The organism is Halosimplex marinum, from assembly GCF_051414075.1.
Classification (GTDB): domain Archaea; phylum Halobacteriota; class Halobacteria; order Halobacteriales; family Haloarculaceae; genus Halosimplex; species Halosimplex marinum.
The window spans coordinates 203,502-223,010 of the sequence record NZ_JBLKNY010000003.1; the positions used below are offsets into that span (position 1 = coordinate 203,502).

Consider the following 19,509-nt stretch of genomic DNA (forward strand, 5'->3'; position numbering starts at 1 on the left):
TGGTCGCGGCGCGGAGCGGTGGCCGGGAGGCCGTCTCGTCGGCCGACCCGGGGAAAGGCAGGTCTACATCTCGCATCCGGCGCCGCAGGCACCGGTTCACCGGACGCGAGGGAGCGCAGCGACCGAGTCGTCCGGCTTTTTTCCCCAAGTTTTTTCGGCGGAGGATCCCCGCAGCGGCGCGAAGCGCCGCGAGGCGCTCTCCGCCGGAAAAAGTGGGTTCTAGATGGCCAGGAACTGCGTCACCAGCCACTTGGTCATGACGGCGGTGACCGAGCCGACCCAGGTGAGCGCGACGAAGTGGACGTAGGTGTTGATCTTGTGGCCGCCGTCGACGGTGCGGATCATCAGCGCCGACAGCATCGCGCCGAACATGATGATGACGATCAGCAGGAACTCGATGAGCGGGATGTTGTACACCTCGGTGTTGATGAGGCTGCCCACGTCGAAGTTGTCGGTGCCGCTCTGCAGGTCGAGGCTCATCGAGGCGAGGATGTTGACGACCTGGAGGCCGATGAAGAAGGCGAACGTGGAGGCGGCGGTGATCCCGTAGAGGAGGCCGATGAGCGTGGTGGTGGCCTGCGAGCGGCGCTGGCGCAACTGCTGGACCTCCATCATGTTCTCGGAGATGAGCTCGCCGAGCAGCTTGGGGTCGCCGCCCATCTCGCGGCCGATGAGGTACATCTCGGAGAACTTCTGGATGAGCGAGGAGCGACACTCGGCGGTGAAGTGGCGCCAGGCCTCGGTCGTCTCGATGCGCATGTTCAGCCGCTTGTAGAGGTTGTCGACGTTGTCGGTCAGCGGCCCGAAGTCCTTCCGGCGCAGGGTCTCCAGCACCGTCGAGGTGGTCGACTGCTTGGCGCCCTCGGTCGCCCCGAGTGCGCGGATGAAACTGGGGAACTCCTCGTCGCGCGCCTTGATCTTCTTCTCCTCGGCGCCGACGACGATCCCGGGGATCAGCAACGGTGTGATCGGGATGGCGGCGTAGAACGGCAGCGGGAGCGGGTCGAGGAAGAAGACCAGGTCCCCCAGCGTGACCGGCGAGAGGCCGAGCATCCCGGCCAGCGAGAAGGCCAGGAGGCCGACCGAGAGGGCGGTGCCGGCGACCGTGGCGTTGCGGATCTTCGACTCGACGGGGGAGGGCTTGTCCTCGGGGTGGTACCACAGCGGGTCGTGGGGGGCCATCGAACGGATGGCGAGGTAGAAGCCCGACTGGACGAACACGTAGAGGACGATGACGGCGCTGACGGTCATCGTCGGGTTCGTGCCCGTCAGGACCGGGAGAACGACGGCGAAGACGAGGGCGAACGTCATCGAGAGGATCATCGAAAGGTACAGGTCCTTCATGACCTCCAGGTTGTCCAGCGTGCCCTGGTAGACGGTCTTGTAGTTGGCGATGATCTGGTCCTGCTCGGAGACGAGGTAGTCGTCGAGCGCCTGGCCGGCGCCGAGCGTGTAGCCCAGGCGGTCGAAGAAGTCGGAGACGGCGTCGCTGGGGACCTGCTTGGCGCGGCGGCGGCAGGCGTCGTCGAGGCTCTGGTTCCAGGTGTCGACGAGTTCGACGACGCGGCCGATCTCGGCGGCCATCTCGCCGTACTGGTCCTGCCGGGAGAGCTGGCGGAACACCTCCATGCGGTCGATGTTCGTCGTCGAGAGGACCGTCATGTGGGTGACGACGAGGTGGAACTGGTTGTTGAGCTCCGCCTTGCGCTGGGAGAGCAGGATCTTGGGGTAGAAGACCGCAGAGGCGAGCATCAGGAATCCGAGCAGGGGGATCGGCCCGCGGATCATCAGCGGGAGGTCGAGCAGGAGTCCGACGGCGACGGTCGCGACGAAGAAGACGACGGAGGGGACGAGGATGACGCCGAGGTATCGGTTCAGCGGCATCGGCATCTGCTCGTAGGCGTCCGCGAGCCCGGCGAGGGCGGACGTGAGCGTGAGTTCGACGGTGCCAGCGGATTCGTCTGCCGACGCCATCACTCGGTCCTGTGGATGTCGAAGGGGAGGCCCTCCACGCCGTCGCGCTGGAAGTCCTCGATCAGCTCGTTGACCTCGTGGTACCCCAGGATGCCCTCTTGGATGGCGCGCTCGATGACGCTCGCCCGGAAGTTCAGGTCGTCGTAGATGTCGCGGGTGTCCTCGTAGCCGAGGAGGGTCGCGATCTGCTCCTCGAGGACGAAGGAGTTGTTCATGCCCTGGAAGACGATCTCGTCCTCGACGGGGTCCCAGTAGAAGCTCTGACGGGTGACGACCCCGTCCATCTCCTTGGAGTAGCCCTCGATCTCCTGGACGGAAGTCACCCGGCGAAGCACATCGTCGCCCTGCTTGACGCGGTTCTGGAACAGCGCCACGTCGGCCACGTCCATGAACGTCTCCGGGACGTTGATCGGTTCGCCGGTGAAGCGCTGGATCATCGAGACGATGTCGCTCGCGTGGAACGTCAGCATCACCGGGTGGCCGGTCTGTGCGGCCTGGAACGCCATGCGCCCCTCCTCGCCGCGGACCTCGCCGACGATGATGTAGTCGGGACGCGAACGGAGGGCAGCCGCGACGAGGTCGAACATGTCGACGCTGGAGCTCTCGTCGTCGCCCTCCCTGGTCAGGAGCTTCTGCCAGGTGTCGTGCGGTGGCAGGACCTCCGCGGTGTCCTCCGCGGTGTAGATCTTCGCGTCCCGGGGGATGAACGCCATGATGGAGTTGAGCGTCGTGGTCTTCCCCGAGGCCGTCTCCCCGACGACGAAGACGGTCTGTTCGTTCTCCAGGCAGAGCCAGAGGTACGCCGCCAGTTGCGGCGACAGCGTCCCCCACTTGGTGATCTGGAAGATCGACAGGGGCACCTCGTCGCCCTGGCGGATGGTCAGCGAGGGCCCCTTGACGGACACGTCGTCGGAGTAGATGAGGTTGAGACGCGAGCCGTCCGGCAGCGTGGAGTCGACGATGGGGTCGCTGTCGGAGACGGGGTCGCCGATGCGTTCGCCCATGTTCTTGAGCCACTGGTCGTACTCCTCGGGGGTGCCGAAGTCCACGGTAGTGGAAAGCATCCCGTAGACCGAGTGGTCGACGTGGCACTCGTGGGGGCCGATGACGTGGATGTCCTCGTTGGCCGGGTCGCGCATCACGGGTTCCAGCGGGCCGAGCCCGACGATGTCCCGATTCAGTCGGTAGAGGATGTTCTCGTAGGTCGACTCGGTGACCTCCACCTTCCCGAGGTTCGAGAGCTTGGAAAAGCGCGAGAGGACGCCGCGCTCGTCGCTGGCGCCGCTCTTGACCGCGGTCGACTCCTGGAGGAGTTCCTCGATGCGGTCGTCGTACTCCGTGTCGCTGGTGGGGGCGGGCTTGTTGACGCTCTTCTGGAGGAGCTTGTTGCGGACCTCCTCGAAGACGACCGACTCCTCGTCGTCGAGTTCCGGCTCGATGGCGTAGTATTTCATGTCCTGGCCGATGTCGCCGTAGATGTGACAGAAGATCGGCCCGCCGACGGGGTAGAGGACGTTCGGCCGGTCGGACTCGTAGTCGTCGTCGGCTTCCTCGATGAACGTGGGGAACTCCCCGGTGATCTGCTTGAACTTCTTCAGGTGGTCCATCAGGTGCGGCCGGCGCGACGCGACCTGCCTGAGTTCGTCCGAGGGTTTGGGTCGTCCGTGTTCTGTCATGGCTGTGCGAGTCTTTAGGCGACGCTGCGCGATTCGATCACGATGCCGGTCCCCGAGCGGACGGAGTAGCCGATGGTGTCCCCGACCTGCTCGCCCATGCCGGCGAATCGGAGGACGCTGATCTGTCGGCGCACGTCGTTGCCGACCTCGATCATCTCCAGTTCGAGGAACACGTCGGCGATCGCCCGGAAGGGGCCGATGGCCTCCTCGTCCAGCGTCGAGGGGTCGACGGTCAGCATGATGACCTTCCCCTGGGAGATGACGTCGCGGAAGAACGAAATTATCTCCAGGGCGGCCTGTCGCTCCTCGTTCTGTCGGACCAGCGCCTCGAACTTGGGGTCGTTGCGGAGGATGGCGTCGAAGGTGTCGATGATGACCACCTCCGAGTCCCACATCACCTCGGCGTCCATCAGCCGCTTGAGCAGTTCCTTCCGGTCGCCCTCCTCCTCCTGGCCGGAGAAGGTGTTCCCGTCGCCGATGTCGGCGTGGAGGAACAGGCAGTTCTCGTCGAGGAGGTGCTCGACCATGCCGTAGTCCAGCGAGTGCATCTGGTCGAGGAAGCTCCCGACCGTCAGTTCGGTCGAGAGCATCGTCACCGAGTGGCCCTCCTCGCAGAGGCCGTAGGCGAACCGCTGGCTGATGGCGGACTTGCCGGCGCCGTAGTCGCCCTCGACGAGGACGATGCTGCCCGGCGGGATCCCGCCGCCCAGCTCCTTGTTGATCCGGTCGCGCTCCTTCAGTCCCAGCGAGAACAGATCGTTGGTCGCGATGCTCATGTGCGGAACTCGAACACCTCCTCGTCGCCGTTGACGACCACTTTCACGCGGTGGTCCTCGTTGACCGGGAGGGTGTCGTCGGAGCGGTCGATCTCCAGTTTCAGGACCGACCCCGGCCCCCAGTTGGGACCCTCCCCGTACAGCGACACGCCCACGTCCGTCTCGAAGCGACCGTTGACGAAGACGTTGACCGCGCTCGGGTCGGCCGGTAACGTCTCCGAACCCGTGTTCTTGACGTGGAGCGTGATGTTGTTCGTGGTGTCGTCGTAGACGTTCGACGAGCCGCTGTCGCTGATGATCTCCACGTCGGTGCGCACGTCCTGGCTGACCTGCAGCCCCTGGTCGTCGATGGCGTTGCTCAGCTGGCCGACCGTGTCGGTGAACACGCCCGCGACGCTGGCGGCGACCAGCATCGACGCGATGAACAGGATCATGTGGGAGACGGAGACGCTAGCCACGGCGGACCACCTCCGTGCCGGCCGGTCCGGTGGCTCGGTGGGCGGGACGGACCGCGGGGCGTCGACTCGCTAGCACGCGCCGGTCACCTCCCGCGTGGCGGCGACGCCGGGGCCGGAGACCACCTTGACCGACCGGGGCGCCGCGTCGAGGTCGGACTGCTCGACGGTGAGCTGTTCGCCCGGTAGCCACAGATCCGTGTTGGGTTCCGAGCCGTTGACGGCGCCGTCGACGACGGCGTCGCCCGCCCAGCCGGTCCGGTACTGGTTGCCCAGCAACAGGTCTGTGTCGCTCAACAGGAGCTTGGTCGACCCGGTGTTGTTGACCTCGACGCGGATCCCGCAGGATGGGGTCGTGAACACGCTGACGCCGGTGATCGCGATGTCGGATCCGGCGATCCGGTCGGCGCGGTCGGCCGCGGCGTCCCGGGCCTCGGCGACCCGCTCGCCGGCGTTGGAGACGCTGCCGTAGAACGCCGACAGCGCGACGAACAGGCCCAGCAGGACCACGACCAGCGAGCCGCTGACGGAGAAGCCCATCAGGCGACCACCTCTGTGCCCGAGACGCCGTCCTCGGTGGCGAGCTTGACGCGGCTGGGCGTGGCGCCCGTGGCGATCTCGACGGTGAGCTGTTCGCCCGGGAGCCACAGATACGTCTCCTCGTCGCCGTCGACCGTGGCGTTCGCCCGCCAGTCGGTCTCGTATTCGTTGTCGACGAGGACGTCCGTCCGGTTGAGCGACAGCGCCGTCGAGCCGTCGTTGGTGGCCTCGACCGTGAGCGTCCCGTCGACGTACGTCGCGGTGAGGGCGAGCGCCGTGTTCTGCTGGTCGAGCAGGCGGTCCGCCCGGTCGCTCCGGGCCTCCGAGACCCGCTCGAAGCTGTCGGAGGCGGCGCCGTGCCACATCCCGAAGGCGATGAGCAGGCCGGCGAACACCAGCGCCGCGGAGCCGCTAACGCTGAATCCCATCGGCACCACCTCCCCGGGACCCCGCGAGTTTCGAGAGCGCGACGGACTCGGCGGCGTCGCCGTCGAGCTGGCTGATGTATCGCAGGCTCCGGGTGTGGTGGTCGATCGTGAGTCCGCCCTCGCCACCCGAGCCGTCGAACCCGCGCAGGTACGCCCGCAGGTCCTCGGCGACCGGCTCGGCCACCCAGTCGATCCGCTCGTAGTAGTCGATGGCCCGCGCCGTCTCGCGGACGCCCACCTGCTCGACGAGGTACTCCAGCCACTCGACGACCACGAGTTCGGTCGCCAGCCCCTCCGGCATCGTCTCCAGATACGGCTTGCCGTCCGAGTCGGCCCCGTCGGCCGCGGCCGTCGCGTCGGCCGCCCCGGTCGCCGCGTCCGCCCCGGTTGCGGACTCCGAATCCGTCCCGGAGTCGGCGGTCGCGGCGGCAGAATCGGTCGTCGCTTCCGGGTCGGCCGCCGCGTCCAGTTCCGCGTCGGCGTCGGGGGTAGCCGCCGAGTCGGGGTCGCCGTCGTCCTCGACTCCCTCTATCCCGTCGTCCTCGATGACCTCGTCGAAGAGGTCGTCGTCGGCCATGTCGCCGTCCGACTCCTCGTCGACGAGGTCATCGTCGGCCGTGTCGTCGTCCGACTCCCCGTCGTCCAAGAGGTCGTCGGCGTCCCCGAGGTCGTCCTCGACGTCCCCCTCGTCGTCTTCGAGTTCGTCGGCCCACTCGGCGTCGCCGGACTCGTACTCGTCTTTCAGTTCCGCGAAGGACTTGCCGCCCTCCCCGTCGGATGCGTCGCTCATGTCGTCGTTCCCTCCGTCGTTCGCGTCGTCGAAGTCGCCGTCCAGGTCCTCGTCGAGGTCGTCCATCCCGCCGAGGTCGTCGCCGTCGTCGAGCGCGCCGTCGTCGAACGTGCCGCCGTCGTCCTCGAAGCCGCCGAGGTCGTCGCCGCCACCGCCGCCCATCACGTCGTCGACGCCGTCCTCCGGGGCGCCGTCGTCCTCGACCAGGTCCTCGTCGAAGAACCCCTCCGCGTCGGCGTTGGCGATCTCGTCGTCCAGGTCCTCGTCCGCCTCTTCCTCGTCGCCGTCGTCGAACAGCCCGAAGTTCCCGCCACCGCCGCCGGCGCCCATCCCGCCGGGCTCCATGTCGTCGGCGAAGGGGTTGACCCCGCGGGTGACCATCTCGTAGATGTCCAGCAACTTCCGGACGTTCTCCTCGACGTCGTCGACGGTCTCGGCGATCTGCTCGTTCTCGTTGCGGACGGTGTTGACCGTCGAGGAGAGGCTCCCCACCTCGGTCTCCAGCTCGTCGAGGCGGTGCTCGAGCTCGTCGGTGTCGGCCCCGCCGTCGTCCATGTCGCCGAACTCGTCGTCGCCGAACTCGCCGAACTCGTCGTCGCCGTCGTCCTCGAGGCCGCCGAAGCCGCCGAGCTCCTCGTCGTCGCCCTCGTCGGCCATCAGCCCGCCGTCGGCCATGCTCTCGTCGTCCTCGTCGTCCCCGTCGCCGTCGCCGAAGATGTCGATCATCTGCCGGATGCTCATCCCGAGCACGCCGCTGGTCAACACGACCACCAGCGCGGGGAGCGCGTCCGACGCGCCCGGCACCGCCGGGACGAACGACTGAGCGACGGGACTCATTACGTGCGTAGGTCCGCTCTAACACCCTTCAATGTACCGTTTCTGATATCATTACTGATAACAAACGCGTTAATTCCGGCCTACTGGCGTTGAACTAACGGCGGAGACGCGGAAAGAAACGTCGGACGAAAATTTCCCGAGATTCGGCGGGAAAGAAGCGTGTTCCACGGAGCCCCGACCGCGCCCGCGTCGGACGGGCGTCGGACGAGCGGCCCCCATCCCGACGGCTACAGCGTGATCGGATCGCGTTTGGCACTTTTGACGATGAGATCGCCGGTCGTCGCCTCCATGCGCAGCGAGCGGCCGTGGTCGCCGCCCACGTCCTCGCCGACGACCGGGATGTCGAACTCGGCGAGGGTCTGCCGGCCCATCTCGACGTTGCGGACGCCGATGCCCGAGCCGTTCTCGGAGAAGTCGAGCATGTTGCTGCCGCCGGCGATCTTCGCCTCCATGCGCTCGCGGTCGGCCCCGTCCCGTTCCATGTCGGCGACGAGCGCGCGGATCCCCGAGTCGGCGAACTTCGCGTCGTTGCCGCCCTCCATCTCGTCGACCGAGGGCAGCATGACGTGGACGAGGCCGGCGACCGACGCCGTCCGGTCGTAGACGGCCACGCCCAGACACGACCCCAGCCCGCTGGTCGTGAGCACCGCCTCCCCGGCGGCGACCTTCGACTCGGCGATCCCGACCTTGATCCGCTCGGGGTCGGTCGCCGGTTCGCTCTCGGCCGTCGTCCCGTCGTACACTTTCATGTGTCAGAAGATCTGTTCGACGTCGGCCTCGGTCTCGTCGGCCCGTTCGACGAGCAGTTCGTCGAGCGCCTGCCGTAACTCCGTTTCGTTCGGCAGGGCGTGGATCTCGGCGCCGAAGGCGATGTCGTCGGTCCGCATCTCGGAGTCGATGATGAATGCGTGCTCCTGGTGCTGGCCGACCTGTGCGGCCAGCGGGTCGACGACCGCCCGGCCCATGTCGTGGACCAGCCGCGGGGGCGTGTGCTCGACGGAGGTCTGGAGGACGTTCGCCCAGCCGTCGACGAACCCCGAGGTCATGATGTTGCCCAGCTCCTCGATAGCGGCCTTGTGCTGGTCGGTCAGTTCGTCGGCGTCCATCTCGACCGGCATCATCGCCTCGGCGATGTGGACCGCCGAGGCCTCGTCGAAGAGCACGAGGAGGAAGCCGCTCGGGACGCCCGTGAACTCGACGACCGTCCCGACGTAGGTGTCCGTGCCGATCTGCTTTGGCACGTCCTCGATGGGCGCGAAGCTGAGCCGGGTGACCTCCGCCTCGGTCTCGATCCCGGTCATCATCTCGACGTTCTCGGCGGCCTGCTGGGTGCCGTCCTTGGTCATCTCGTTGAAGACCTCGAGCTTGTCGACCGGGATGGCGTCGTCCTCGGTGTCGGCGGTCCGGGCCATCACGTCCGCGAGCGGGTCGTACTCGGGGAACATGTAGATGTAGAAGCTCACCGACTCTCCGACCCACTCGATCTCGCTCTTGAAGACGAACACCTGGTCGCGCTCGGTGCCCTCCGGCGATTCGGGTAACATCGCCGAGCCGTCGCCGGTCACGTACTCGGGCGGGGAGTGCTCGATGGTCGTCTCCAGGAAGTCCGCCCAGCCGTCGATGAACCCGCTCATCATGATGTTGCCGATCTCCTCGACGCTGGAGCGGGCCATCGCCTCGTCGTCGGCGCCGCCGGGCACCAGCGATTCGACGATCGTCTCGCTGCCGGCCCGGTCGAACACGAGCGCCGTGTCGCCCGCGAGTTCCCCGTCGAAGGTGAACTGGACGCCGACGTACTCGCCGTCGGCCAGCTGCTCGCCCACGTCCGCGCGGTCGACGAGGGTGATCTTCGTCACGTCGACGACGGCGTCGAGCCCGGTCATCTGACACAGCGACCCGGTAGCCTGTTCGGCCCCCTCGTGAGCCAGGCGGTTGAACGTCCCGAGCGACTGGACGTCGACTTTCATGACGGGACGACGTCCTCGATGGCTTCCATGACGCTGGGCTTCTGGAACGGTTTCGTGATGTAGCCGTCCGCGCCGGCCTTGACCGCCTCCTTCATCTTCTCCTCCTGGCCGACGCTGGTGCACATGATGACGTTCGCCTCGGGGTTGGCGGACTTGATCTCGTCGGTCGCCTCGATCCCGTCGCGGATCGGCATCACGATGTCCATCATCACCAGGTCCGGCTGGGCTTCCTTGTACGTCTCGACCGCCTCGACGCCGTTCTCCACCTCCCCGACGATGTTGTGGTCCTCCTCCAGGATCTCCCGCAACAGGTTTCGCATGAACTCCGAGTCGTCGGCTATCAATACGTCTGACATGGGCCTATCACCTCTGTCGTACTGTGAAAACCCAGATAAAGCCTTCCCGTAAATTATCGGGATTGATAGCACCCGCGGCGGCGGATCCGCGGGGCTACACGCGGATCCGGGTGGGAAGTGACGGACGGCTCAGAGGCGGAAGCCGTCCTCGTCGCCGACGGCGGCGATGAGGTCCGCGATGGAGTCGTCGGGCGACAGCTCCGTCGATTCGAGCAACCGCCGGAGGCTGGCCGGCGGGTATCGGACCGGGACGTTCGCCTCCATGAGCAGGATGCCGAGCACCTCCTCGACGGGCGTCTTGCCGTCGATCTGCTGGGCGTACCAGAGGACGAGGCTCTCGAAGATCGTCACCACGTCGTTCGAGACCATCTGTCGCTGCTGGATCGACCCGTCGAACGTCGCCGTGATGTCGAAGCCGTACCGCGAGCCCGAGTCGGAGAACTGCGTCGCGAGGAACTCGTGGACGTCGTCCTCGGTCAGTTCCCGCGGGTCGGGAGCCGGCGCGGCAGTCGATTCGGCGGCCGCGTCCGGCTGTTCGGACGCCCGGTCCGTCGACGACCCGCCGGCGTCGACCGCCGGCACGTCCCCGATGGGGTCGCCCGGCGAGACGACGTACCGGCCGTCGTCGATCTCCGCGACGTGCTCGTCCTGGGTGATGTCGAGCTCGTCGGGCGAGAGGATGGGGCCGTCGTCCCCCTCGGTCGGTTCGTCGTCGCCCGTGGCCATACGGTGTTGTCCGCGATAAAAGGGTTTAATTCCGTCGAATGACGGCTCTTCGACAGGTTTAGAGCTGGACAGCTTCGGCGCCCGAGATCGTCTCGGGGACGGTCAGCTGTTCGCTCGTGGTCGCGCCGGACTTGGTGGTGATCTTGACGTTGACGGACGCCCCTTCGGGGACCTGCTCCCCGAAGTACGTCTCGCCGTCACCGCTGCCGGTGCCGGTCTGTCGACCCGCCCGCTCGGAGAGGTTCGTCAGGTCGTCGGGTTTGACGTCGTCACGGCCGAGGTCGAAGACCATGACCATGCGGTCGTCCGGGTCGTTGAGGACCGGGTGTGACTGGTCCGAGTCCTTGAACGCGACGATACCGAAGTGGCCGTCCGCACCGGCCGCCTCGACGCTCGCGTTGACCAGGTTGTAGGTGCCCGAGGGACCGACCCACTGGACGGTCGCGTTCTCGAGGTCGATGTTGCTCGCCCCCGGTGACTTCTTCAGCGTCAGGTTCACGACGCCGACCGAGGAGTCACTGAGGTTCGTCCCCGTCGCCGAGGAGACCTGCAGCCGGTTCGTCACTTGCTGCCCCGACTGCTGTCCCGTCTCTTCGGACTTCGTCTGCAGGAAGCCCGCCGTGTTGATCAGCACGCCCGCCGCGATCGCCGCCACCAGGACCATCGCGATGAACACGATGAGGGTCCCGATACCGACCTGCCCGCGGTCTCGTTCGTTGCGTTCGTTGTGTAGCATGGGATTCTCCGCCCGGGAGTCGTTGCGCGCCCCCGGACTCTACTCCGAGGATTCTACGCTTCCGTATTAAGGGTGATCCCCCAATTATCGATATTAAAATCAAGACCTACCGAAACGGGGAGCGTTTTCATCGAGGAAAAACGGCGCTTAGATAGTTTAAAACCGCTAATTTACAGATCCCAGGGCGAAGGTGGCCGGACGACGAGAAATCTAGTATTACTTGAGAATATGATAATGCTTCCGGCAACCTCACTCGTAGGTGACCAGGCTGTACATGACGAAGAGGTAGCCGAAGGTCGTCAGCCCGCTGTTGACGAGCAGTAGCGACCGCGGGCCCGCGAAGCCGGTCAGGAACGCGCTGATCATCGTCGCCGCGGCGCCGGCCACCGCCAGCGAGAACCCCAGCGAGAGGTGGAGCATCGCCTGTCGGGACGTCTGCACGTACGCGCGCATGGCCATTCCGACCATCGTCAGCCCGGCGACGACGAAGATGAGCGTCGATACGGCGTAGAGTAGTTCGATCACTGTGACCACGTTGGCTCGGGCTTCTCGATACCCTGTATTAAATCCACCCTCGAAAATATCTCTCGTGATAACAAACGCGTACCAGCGTGTGTCCGCCGGCGCGTCCGGATCGCGGAACCGGGCGAGCCGGCCGACGCCGACCAGCGGCGGACCGCGGAGTGTCGCGTGCGCGCGCGGACTAGCTCTCCGAGAGGGTCCGCCAGGCCTCGTCGAGCTTGTTCGTGACCTCCGTCCGCTCCTCGATCTCCACGGTGAGCGACTCCTCGAAGTCGATGTGGACCTGATCGACGTTTCGCCGGTACACCTTGATGCGCCGGCGGTCGTCCGAGAGGATGTTGTCGTGGAGTTCGAGCAGGTCGTGCTCGGTCAGCTCGTCGATCCGGCGATAACAGGTGGCGATCGGGATCCCGAGTTCGTCGCTCAGCTCCTGGGCGGACTGTGGCTCGTCGGTCGCGTCCAGGATCTCTGCGCTGTATTTGTTCCCCAGAGTCTGGAGGATCTCGGCTGAAGCCATCCGTTATCAAAACGTATATTCACCGCAGTATAAATCTATCGCTGCCGGTATCCGCCGGTTACTCGGTCGGCTCCCGGACCGCGAACGACGGAGGATTCCCGTCGAGACTGTTCATCGCTCGCGTTTTTCGAAGTAATAACCGATTACAATCGTGAGAACGGCCCGGTCAGAGCGGGTTGTCGTCCTCGCTCATCATCGAGAACGCGCTGGCGTTCTGGTGGACGCGGATCCCCCCGTGGGAGATCTCCATCGGGAAGATGTCGGTCTCGATGTCCTGCTTGCGCATCTTCGCCACCCAGACGTATCGGTTGACGCCCGATTCGGTCGGCGTCTGGATCAGGTAGATGTTCCCGTCGGTGAGGTAGTTCTCCAGTCCGATCTCCGTCTCCGGGAAGACGGCGCCCTGCTCGTTGGTCATCAGCGTGGTCAGCTCGTTCTCGCTGAGGATGTCCGTGAACTTCAGCAGGTAGGTGCGTTTCTCCTGCTCGGTCTCGAAGAACAGCTCGAACATCGCCAGCGAGTCGAGGACCACCCGGTCGTAGTCGTTGTCCTCGAAGTCGTCGAGCAACAGCTCCAACGACGACGAGAAGTCGTTCTCGCGCAGTAGCACCTTCTTGTCGTAGACCTTGATGTCGCCGTTGTCGACGTGTTCGCCCCAGTTGTCGAAGCCGATCGACTCGGCCGCCTCCCGCAGGTCCTCCTCGTCCTCCTCGAAGGTCAGGTAGATGCCCTTCTCGTCGAACTGCTCGACGCCATTATAGATGAACTGCAGACAGAGGATACTCTTGCCCGCCCCCGGGTTCCCGCTCACCAGGGTCGTCGAATTCTTGACAATACCACCGTTCAGGATCTCGTCCAACCCGTCGATGCCGGTTTTCGTTAGTTCGATCATGTCTTCCGTGGATCCTCGCGGAGTTCGGCTGGTGGAGCATCCGGCGGCTGTGGTAAAAAGTCTTGTTCATGCGATCACTTCCCGATCCGTGGCGAGAGGAGGACCGCGCGGTCACTGGTACGGGGCGGTTACTGGGCGGATCGGTCAGTCGGCGCCGAGCACCCGGTCAACCGGCGTGGACGGCCTTCGGGTCGACCCAGATGACGAACCCGTCGTCGCGCTTGACGACGCCGCGGATGGCGTCCGTGTCCCGCGAGGGGGAGTCGTCCACGTCGGACTCGTCGACCTGAACCACCTGATACACCTCGTCGACCAGCCAGCCGGCGGCGCCCTGGTCGTCGACGATCGCCGGGTCGAAGACGATGATCCGCCGCTCGGCGCCGCCGCCGTCGATGCCGAAGACGACCTTCGGGTCGACGATCGACGTCGTGCGCCCCCGCAAGTCCATGACGCCGCGGACGTGCGGCGGCGAGTTCGGGACCGTCGTCACCTCGCCGGCGTCGACGATCTCGGTGACGTAGTCGATGCTCGCGCAGTAGGTCTCCTCGCCCAGCGAGAACTCCAGGACCTGTCCGTCCGTCGCCGCCGTGTTCCGAGTTGATGCCATGGGTGCCGTTGCCCGAAAGAGCCCGCGACGGCGACTTAAGCGTGTCTTCCGGGTTATCAACGCTGATACGGCGGGCGGAGTCTTTATCCCGGCGCTGGCGCCACACGTGAGTAGGTATGGTGCCGGCTCCGGCTGGGTTCCGGCGACGCCGTTCGGGCCGCGCCCGAGCCGTCACCGGGGGCTCGACATGGTAGGCTCGCCGCGAGCGGTCGTCGCCGACGACTCGCACTTCATGCGGAGCGTCATCTCCGACATCCTGGAGGAGGGCGGCATCGACGTGGTCGCGGTGGCGAAAGACGGGCGGGAGGCCGTCGAGGCGGTGACCGAGACCGACCCCGACGTGGTGACGATGGACGTGGAGATGCCCGAGATGAACGGCATCGAGGCGACCGAGCGCATCATGTCGACCACGCCGACCCCGATCCTGATGCTCTCGGCTCACACCGACGAGAACGCCGACGTGACCTTCGAGGCTCTAGAGAAGGGCGCCGTCGACTTCTTCCGCAAGCCCGGCGGCGAGGTGTCGATGGAGATGTCCCGCCTGCAGGACCAGCTCGTCGAGGTCGTCGAGTCGGTCGCGGCCGTCGACCCGACCGACTCCTCGGACGTGGCCTCGGCCCGGACCGCGGGGTCCGGCGTCGGCGGGAGCGGCGGGGTCACGGACGGAACGGCCGGAGCGGACCCGGCGGGCTCCGCCGCGGAGGCCGCGGCGACGGAGTACGTCGACGACCCGACGGTCGTCATCGGCTCCTCGACGGGCGGGCCGACCGTCGTCGAGCAGGTCCTCTCGGACCTGCCGCTCGCCGCGGACCTGCGCGTGCTGGTGGTCCAGCACATGCCCGGCGGGTTCACCGGCCGGTTCGCCGAGCGGCTCGACGCCCGCAGCGAGTACGACGTCCGGGAGGCGGAAGACGGCGCCCGGATCGGCGGCGGCGAGGCGCTCATCGCCGCCGGCGACTACCACATGGAAGTGACCGGCTACCGGCGCGGCCGCCTGCGGGTCGGGCTCACGCAGGACCCGCCGGTCAACAACGTCAGGCCCGCGGTGGACGTGACGATGGAGACGGCCGCCGAGCGTATCACCGACCCCCTCGCCGGCGTCATCCTGACCGGGATGGGCGAGGACGGCGCGGCCGGTATCCGCGCCATCCACGGGGCCGGCGGCTACACCGTCGCGCAGGACGAGGCCACGTCCGCCGTCTTCGGGATGCCCAAGCGGGCCATCGAGACCGGCTGCATCGACGGCGTGGCGCCGGTCAACGACGTGGCGGCGGCGGTACTCGACGCATTCGAGGTGACCTAAATGGACGACCAGTATCTTGACGCGTTTATCCGCGAGAGTGAGGAAGCGATCACCGACCTGAACAACTCGCTGCTCGACCTGGAGTCCGACCCGGACGACCAGGCGGCGATGGACCAGATCTTCCGGACGGCCCACACGCTGAAGGGCAACTTCGGCGCCATGGGCTTCGAGGACGCCAGCGACCTGGCCCACGCCATCGAGGACCTCCTCGACGCCATGCGCCAGGACGAGATGGCGGTCACCCCCGAGCGGATGGACCTCATCTTCGCCGGCGTGGACATGATCGAGGCCATCGTCCGCGAGATCGAGGCCGAGGGCGAGTCGACGACCGACACGACGGAGACGGTCGCGCAACTCCGGGCCGTCCTCGAGGAGAGCGACTTCGACGCCGAGTCCGGCGCGACGCCCGATCCGGCGGTCGCCGGCGGCGACGCCGGCGCCGAGGACCCTGCAGGAGCGGCCGGCACGACGGACACCGACTCCGCCGCCGTCGAGGGCTTCGACGTGTCGGCCGGCGACGCAGAGGGGCGGGTCGTCCGCGCGGACGTGTCGGTCGGCGAGGGCGACATGCTCGGCGTCGACGCGATGCTCGGGCTCGACCGGATCACCGACGCGTTCGACCTGCTCGACGCCGCCCCCGACCGCGAGGCGATCGAGGACGGCGAGTTCGAGGACACCTTCGCGCTCGCGCTCGACGCGCCCGACGCCGACGCCGCCGCCGCGGAACTGGACGCCATCGGCGCCGTCGAGGGCGCCGACGTGACCGACGTGACCGAGGCGCTGGCCGGCGCTGGCTCCGACGCGGGCGCCGCCGGATCGAACGCGGACCGGACGGGGACGACCGCGGCCGGCGAGCAGGCCGGCGACGCGCAGCAGGCGGCCTCGGGCGACGAGGGGGCCTCCGTCGACGAGATCAAGTCCGTCCGGGTCGACGTGGACCAGCTGGACGACCTGCACGGGCTGGTCGAGCAGCTGGTCACCAGCCGCATCAAGCTCCGGCGGGCCGTCGAGACCGACGACCTGGCCGGCGCCTCCGAGAACCTGAACGAGCTCGACAAGATCACCGCGAACCTCCAGAACACGGTGATGGACATGCGGCTCATCCCGCTGAAGAAGGTCGTCGGCAAGTTCCCGCGGATGGTCCGGGACCTGTCGCGCGAGCTCGACAAGGACGTGGAGTTCACCATCGAGGGCGAGGACATCGAGCTCGACCGGACGATCCTCACCGAGATCTCCGACCCGCTGATGCACATCATCCGCAACTCGCTGGACCACGGGATCGAACCGCCCGCGGAGCGGGAGGCGGCCGGGAAGGACCCGACCGGCCAGGTCGAGCTGCGCGCCTCGCGGGAACGGGACCACGTCATCATCGAGGTCGAGGACGACGGCGCCGGCCTCGACGTGGAGGGCATCAAGCGCAAGGCCATCGAGAAGGGGGTCCGGTCGTCCGACGAGATCGAGGCGATGAGCGACTCGGCGGTCTACGACCTGATCTTCCACCCCGGCTTCTCGACGGCCGACGAGGTGACCGACACCAGCGGCCGCGGCGTCGGCATGGACGTGGTCCACGACACGGTCACGCAACTGGACGGGTCGGTCAGCGTCGACTCCACCCCCGGCGAGGGGACGACCGTCTCCCTGCGCCTGCCGGTGACGATGGCCATCGTCAAGGTCCTCTTCGTCGAGGTCGGGGAGGAGGAGTACGGCGTCCCGCTGAAGAACGTCGACGAGATCACCCGCACGACCGAGGTCAAGCAGATCAACGGCAACGACGTCATCAAGCACAACGACGACATCTACCCCGTGATCGACCTCGCCGAGCGCTTCGACGTGCCCGGCACCCACGCGACCGCCGAAGCCGACGGGGCCGAGACGGCCGCCACCGACGGCGGCGAGCCGACGGACGGGGCCGGCGAGTCCACCCGCGCGGCCGGCGGGACCGCGACCGAGGAGTCGACGGCGGGTAGCGACGGTGGCGCCGCGGCAGTAGCGGGCGCGGGCAGCGACGCGATGGCTGGAACAGTCGGCACGGGCGGCGACGAAGGGATGCTCGTCCGCATCCGCGAGTCCGAGCGCCAGGTCGCGCTGCGCTGCGACGCTGTAAATAGCCAGGAGGAGGTCGTCGTCAAGCCCCTGGAGGGAATCCTCAGCGGGACGCCCGGCCTCAGCGGGACCGCCGTCCTCGGCGACGGGAACATCGTCCACATCCTCGACGTGGTGACGCTTTGATGCTACTGGACCACGCAGGTATCGATATGACCGAACGCACGGGGGACACCGGGCCGGCGATGCGAACCCGACGGCGACCGCCGACCGACCGACGGACGACGACCGATCGGCGGACGACGCCGACCGGGGAGCGACCATGAGACAGGAGCGCGGCCAGGCGTTCGACGAGCTGTTGAGCTACATCGAGCGCGAACTCGACTTCGAGTCGGGCTTCTACAACGACGCCTACCTCGACCGGCGGATCAACGCGCGGATGCGCCGCACCGGCGCCGACGACTACCGGGCCTACCAGCGGCTGCTAGAGGACGACGACGGCGAGCGCGCCGAACTGCTCGACTCGCTGTCGATCAACGTCACCGGCTTCTTCCGCAACCCGGAGGCCTGGGAGTCGTTGCGCGAAGTGCTGCGCGACCTCACCGCCGAACAGCGGAGTGTCTCTATCTGGAGCGCGCCCTGCGCGGACGGCCGCGAGCCGTACTCGATCGCCATGCTCGCGCTGGACGACGACGAGATCGACGCCCGGCGGGTCGAGATCCTCGGCACCGACATCAACCGCGAGATCCTCCGGACCGCCCGCCGGGGCCGCTACGAGACCTCCCAGACGACGGACATCGAGGCGGAGCTGGAACCGCTCTCGGCCTACGAGCCGTACGTCGACCGCGAGGGCGACGTGTTCACCGTCACCGACCGCGTGTCGGACCTCGTGGAGTTCGAGCGCCACGACCTCATCAGGGGCCCGGAGAAGGGCCGGTTCGACCTCGTCTGCTGTCGGAACCTGCTCATCTACATCGACGCCGACTACAAGGTCCCGATCTTCGAGACGATCACCGGGTCGCTGTCCGAGGCGGGCTACCTGATGATCGGTATGACCGAGACCCTGCCCGCGGAGTTCCGCGACCGCTACGACCCGGTCGAGAAGAAACACCGCATCTACAGACGCGCCTGATGTCACTCTACCAGCTCGAACGGAACGGCGACGTGCAGGAACTCATCGGCGTGATGCGCCGCAGCGACAACCCGGAGCTGCGCGCCCGCGCCGCCGAGCTGCTGGGCAACTTCGACGACCACGACGACCGCGCGGACGTGGTCAACGCCCTGGTGAGCGTCGCGAGCGACGACGACAGCGCTGCGGTGACCGCCGCCGCGGTCGACTCGCTCGACCAGCTGGGCGGCGACGCCATCGAGCGGCTGATCGCGGAGATGGCCGGGATCGACATGGGCGAGGGGGCCGACTGGATGAAGGCCCAGGCGTTCGCGAAGGCGCTTGACGCCGCCGTCCCGGAGCTTCGGATGGCCGCCGCCAACGGGCTGGGCGCGCTCGAACAGGCCGACGCCGTCCCGAAGCTCGTCGAGCGGTTCGACGACGCGGACCCGCGGGTCCGGGCGCGCGCCGCCCGCGCCTGTGGACAGATCGCCGACTCCCGTGCGACCGACGGACTGGAGGGGCTGCTGACGGACTCGAACCCGAAGGTCCGCCGGGAGGCCGCCGAGGCCCTCGGCGCCGTCGGCAACCGGCAGGCGCTCTCGGCGCTGTTGCCCCTCTACGAGGACGGCGACGAGCGGGTCCGCCGGGTGGCCGTCGGCGCGTTCGGCAACTTCCCGAACGCCCGGCCCGTCGAGTACCTCGTCGCCTCGCTGACCGACGACGCCCCCGCGGTGCGCCGGACCGCCGTCTACTCGCTGGTCGAACTGCTCGCGAACGTCCCCACCGACCAGAGCCACGAGATCCGCGAGACCGTCGTCGAGCAGTTGAGCGAGACCGACGACCGCAACGTCGTCGTCCCGCTCGTCGAGATCCTGGAGGAGAGCCAGCAGGCCGCCCAACAGCGCAACACGGCGTGGCTGCTCGGGCGAGTCACGGAGGCCGAGGAGCGCGAGCGGGTCGTCGACGCGCTGGTCGAGGCGCTGGCCGCCGACGACCGGATGACGAGCCAGTTCGCGGCCACCAGCCTCGCCGAACTCGGCGGCGACGCCGTCGAGGACCGCCTGCTCGCGCTCGTCGACGACCGGGGCGCCCCCGAGGAGGCGCGCGCCCAGGCGGTGTTCACCCTCGGCAAGGTCGGCGGCGAGCGCGCCCGCCAGCGCATCGACGCGCTGCTCGACGAGACCGAGTCCGAGGCGATCCGCAAGCGGGCCTTCTCGGCCATCTCGAAGCTGGGTGGTCGGGGATGAACGGCG

Annotated in this window: 20 protein-coding genes; 4 read left to right on the top strand and 16 right to left on the bottom strand. The window is 67.3% G+C overall.

Features of this window, described 5'->3' with window-relative positions; genetic code table 11:
• Positions 1-219 precede the first annotated feature (219 nt).
• The 16 genes from arlJ to ACMGFI_RS02070 form a co-directional block, all read right to left on the bottom strand.
• Complete coding sequence (gene arlJ, locus ACMGFI_RS01995; RefSeq protein ID WP_436906968.1) at positions 220-1,974, bottom strand: archaellar assembly protein ArlJ/FlaJ; 1,755 nt, start codon at positions 1,972-1,974, stop codon at positions 220-222.
• Positions 1,974-3,650: an archaellum flagellar ATPase motor FlaI gene (flaI, locus tag ACMGFI_RS02000; protein WP_436906969.1), complete on the bottom strand. Its 1,677-nt coding sequence runs from the start codon at positions 3,648-3,650 to the stop codon at positions 1,974-1,976. The genes arlJ and flaI overlap by 1 nt, the downstream gene beginning before the upstream one ends.
• A gap of 14 nt (positions 3,651-3,664) precedes the next feature.
• Complete coding sequence (gene arlH, locus ACMGFI_RS02005; RefSeq protein ID WP_436906970.1) at positions 3,665-4,426, bottom strand: archaellum protein ArlH; 762 nt, start codon at positions 4,424-4,426, stop codon at positions 3,665-3,667.
• A complete protein-coding gene (gene arlG, locus ACMGFI_RS02010) occupies positions 4,423-4,884 on the bottom strand; it encodes an archaellum stator protein ArlG (RefSeq protein WP_436906971.1) in 462 nt (153 codons plus the stop codon). Before arlG ends, arlH begins: the two co-directional genes overlap by 4 nt.
• A 69-nt stretch (positions 4,885-4,953) precedes the next feature.
• Entirely contained in the window at positions 4,954-5,421 is a 468-nt protein-coding gene (gene arlF / locus ACMGFI_RS02015; RefSeq protein ID WP_436906972.1) for an archaellum stator protein ArlF, read from the bottom strand.
• The gene (gene arlF, locus ACMGFI_RS02020) at positions 5,421-5,849 is read right to left on the bottom strand and encodes an archaellum stator protein ArlF (RefSeq protein ID WP_436906973.1); all 429 of its coding nucleotides are present in this window, start codon (positions 5,847-5,849) and stop codon (positions 5,421-5,423) included. Before arlF (ACMGFI_RS02020) ends, arlF (ACMGFI_RS02015) begins: the two co-directional genes overlap by 1 nt.
• Positions 5,833-7,476 carry a FlaD/FlaE family flagellar protein gene (locus ACMGFI_RS02025; protein ID WP_436906974.1) on the bottom strand — a complete coding sequence of 548 codons (1,644 nt, stop codon included), beginning with the start codon at positions 7,474-7,476 and terminating at the stop codon, positions 5,833-5,835. Before ACMGFI_RS02025 ends, arlF (ACMGFI_RS02020) begins: the two co-directional genes overlap by 17 nt.
• 227 nt (positions 7,477-7,703) lie before the next feature.
• The gene (locus tag ACMGFI_RS02030) at positions 7,704-8,225 is read right to left on the bottom strand and encodes a chemotaxis protein CheD (RefSeq protein WP_436906975.1); all 522 of its coding nucleotides are present in this window, start codon (positions 8,223-8,225) and stop codon (positions 7,704-7,706) included.
• Between the two features lie 3 nt (positions 8,226-8,228).
• On the bottom strand, positions 8,229-9,443 hold the full coding sequence (locus ACMGFI_RS02035; RefSeq protein WP_436906976.1) for a chemotaxis protein CheC: 1,215 nt from the start codon (positions 9,441-9,443) through the stop codon (positions 8,229-8,231).
• On the bottom strand, positions 9,440-9,799 hold the full coding sequence (cheY, locus tag ACMGFI_RS02040) for a chemotaxis protein CheY (protein ID WP_436906977.1): 360 nt from the start codon (positions 9,797-9,799) through the stop codon (positions 9,440-9,442). The genes ACMGFI_RS02035 and cheY overlap by 4 nt, the downstream gene beginning before the upstream one ends.
• Before the next feature lie 129 nt (positions 9,800-9,928).
• Entirely contained in the window at positions 9,929-10,525 is a 597-nt protein-coding gene (locus ACMGFI_RS02045) for a DUF7500 family protein (RefSeq protein WP_436906978.1), read from the bottom strand.
• Positions 10,526-10,583: 58 nt separating this feature from the next.
• Positions 10,584-11,261, bottom strand: a complete 678-nt coding sequence (locus ACMGFI_RS02050; RefSeq protein WP_436906980.1) for a flagellin — start codon at positions 11,259-11,261, stop codon at positions 10,584-10,586.
• Positions 11,262-11,510: 249 nt separating this feature from the next.
• On the bottom strand, positions 11,511-11,786 hold the full coding sequence (locus ACMGFI_RS02055) for a DUF7521 family protein (RefSeq protein ID WP_436908829.1): 276 nt from the start codon (positions 11,784-11,786) through the stop codon (positions 11,511-11,513).
• Positions 11,787-11,964: 178 nt separating this feature from the next.
• Positions 11,965-12,300 (bottom strand): ArsR/SmtB family transcription factor, encoded by a 336-nt coding sequence (locus tag ACMGFI_RS02060; protein ID WP_436906981.1) that lies wholly within the window; start codon positions 12,298-12,300, stop codon positions 11,965-11,967.
• A gap of 166 nt (positions 12,301-12,466) precedes the next feature.
• Positions 12,467-13,192, bottom strand: coding sequence for an RAD55 family ATPase (locus ACMGFI_RS02065; RefSeq protein ID WP_436906982.1), 726 nt, complete (start codon positions 13,190-13,192; stop codon positions 12,467-12,469).
• A gap of 166 nt (positions 13,193-13,358) precedes the next feature.
• Entirely contained in the window at positions 13,359-13,799 is a 441-nt protein-coding gene (locus tag ACMGFI_RS02070) for a chemotaxis protein CheW (RefSeq protein WP_436906983.1), read from the bottom strand.
• A gap of 187 nt (positions 13,800-13,986) precedes the next feature.
• Here ACMGFI_RS02070 and cheB point away from each other — a divergent pair, with 187 nt between their 5' ends.
• The 4 genes from cheB to ACMGFI_RS02095 all read left to right on the top strand — a co-directional run bounded on the left by cheB (position 13,987) and on the right by ACMGFI_RS02095 (position 19,503).
• On the top strand, positions 13,987-15,102 hold the full coding sequence (gene cheB / locus ACMGFI_RS02075; RefSeq protein ID WP_436906984.1) for a chemotaxis-specific protein-glutamate methyltransferase CheB: 1,116 nt from the start codon (positions 13,987-13,989) through the stop codon (positions 15,100-15,102).
• The gene (locus ACMGFI_RS02080; protein WP_495849316.1) at positions 15,103-17,331 is read left to right on the top strand and encodes an ATP-binding protein; all 2,229 of its coding nucleotides are present in this window, start codon (positions 15,103-15,105) and stop codon (positions 17,329-17,331) included.
• A 136-nt stretch (positions 17,332-17,467) separates the two neighbouring features.
• The gene (locus ACMGFI_RS02090; protein WP_436906985.1) at positions 17,468-18,277 is read left to right on the top strand and encodes a CheR family methyltransferase; all 810 of its coding nucleotides are present in this window, start codon (positions 17,468-17,470) and stop codon (positions 18,275-18,277) included.
• Positions 18,277-19,503: a HEAT repeat domain-containing protein gene (locus tag ACMGFI_RS02095; RefSeq protein WP_436906986.1), complete on the top strand. Its 1,227-nt coding sequence runs from the start codon at positions 18,277-18,279 to the stop codon at positions 19,501-19,503. The genes ACMGFI_RS02090 and ACMGFI_RS02095 overlap by 1 nt, the downstream gene beginning before the upstream one ends.
• The last annotated feature ends 6 nt before the right edge of the window (positions 19,504-19,509 follow it).

Bases quoted from the DNA above. Each gene is read 5' to 3' on its own strand.
- arlF (WP_436906972.1), bottom strand. From the start codon at position 5,421: ATGGGCTTCTCCGTCAGCGGCTCGCTGGTCGTGGTCCTGCTGGGCCTG.
- arlH (WP_436906970.1), bottom strand. From the start codon at position 4,426: ATGAGCATCGCGACCAACGATCTGTTCTCGCTGGGACTGAAGGAGCGC.
- ACMGFI_RS02065 (WP_436906982.1), bottom strand. From the start codon at position 13,192: ATGATCGAACTAACGAAAACCGGCATCGACGGGTTGGACGAGATCCTG.
- ACMGFI_RS02045 (WP_436906978.1), bottom strand. From the start codon at position 10,525: ATGGCCACGGGCGACGACGAACCGACCGAGGGGGACGACGGCCCCATC.
- ACMGFI_RS02035 (WP_436906976.1), bottom strand. From the start codon at position 9,443: ATGAAAGTCGACGTCCAGTCGCTCGGGACGTTCAACCGCCTGGCTCAC.
- flaI (WP_436906969.1), bottom strand. From the start codon at position 3,650: ATGACAGAACACGGACGACCCAAACCCTCGGACGAACTCAGGCAGGTC.
- cheY (WP_436906977.1), bottom strand. From the start codon at position 9,799: ATGTCAGACGTATTGATAGCCGACGACTCGGAGTTCATGCGAAACCTG.
- arlF (WP_436906973.1), bottom strand. From the start codon at position 5,849: ATGGGATTCAGCGTTAGCGGCTCCGCGGCGCTGGTGTTCGCCGGCCTG.
- ACMGFI_RS02070 (WP_436906983.1), bottom strand. From the start codon at position 13,799: ATGGCATCAACTCGGAACACGGCGGCGACGGACGGACAGGTCCTGGAG.
- ACMGFI_RS02050 (WP_436906980.1), bottom strand. From the start codon at position 11,261: ATGCTACACAACGAACGCAACGAACGAGACCGCGGGCAGGTCGGTATC.
- ACMGFI_RS02080 (WP_495849316.1), top strand. From the start codon at position 15,103: ATGGACGACCAGTATCTTGACGCGTTTATCCGCGAGAGTGAGGAAGCG.
- ACMGFI_RS02030 (WP_436906975.1), bottom strand. From the start codon at position 8,225: ATGAAAGTGTACGACGGGACGACGGCCGAGAGCGAACCGGCGACCGAC.
- ACMGFI_RS02025 (WP_436906974.1), bottom strand. From the start codon at position 7,476: ATGAGTCCCGTCGCTCAGTCGTTCGTCCCGGCGGTGCCGGGCGCGTCG.
- ACMGFI_RS02090 (WP_436906985.1), top strand. From the start codon at position 17,468: ATGAGACAGGAGCGCGGCCAGGCGTTCGACGAGCTGTTGAGCTACATC.
- ACMGFI_RS02095 (WP_436906986.1), top strand. From the start codon at position 18,277: ATGTCACTCTACCAGCTCGAACGGAACGGCGACGTGCAGGAACTCATC.
- arlJ (WP_436906968.1), bottom strand. From the start codon at position 1,974: ATGGCGTCGGCAGACGAATCCGCTGGCACCGTCGAACTCACGCTCACG.
- cheB (WP_436906984.1), top strand. From the start codon at position 13,987: ATGGTAGGCTCGCCGCGAGCGGTCGTCGCCGACGACTCGCACTTCATG.
- ACMGFI_RS02060 (WP_436906981.1), bottom strand. From the start codon at position 12,300: ATGGCTTCAGCCGAGATCCTCCAGACTCTGGGGAACAAATACAGCGCA.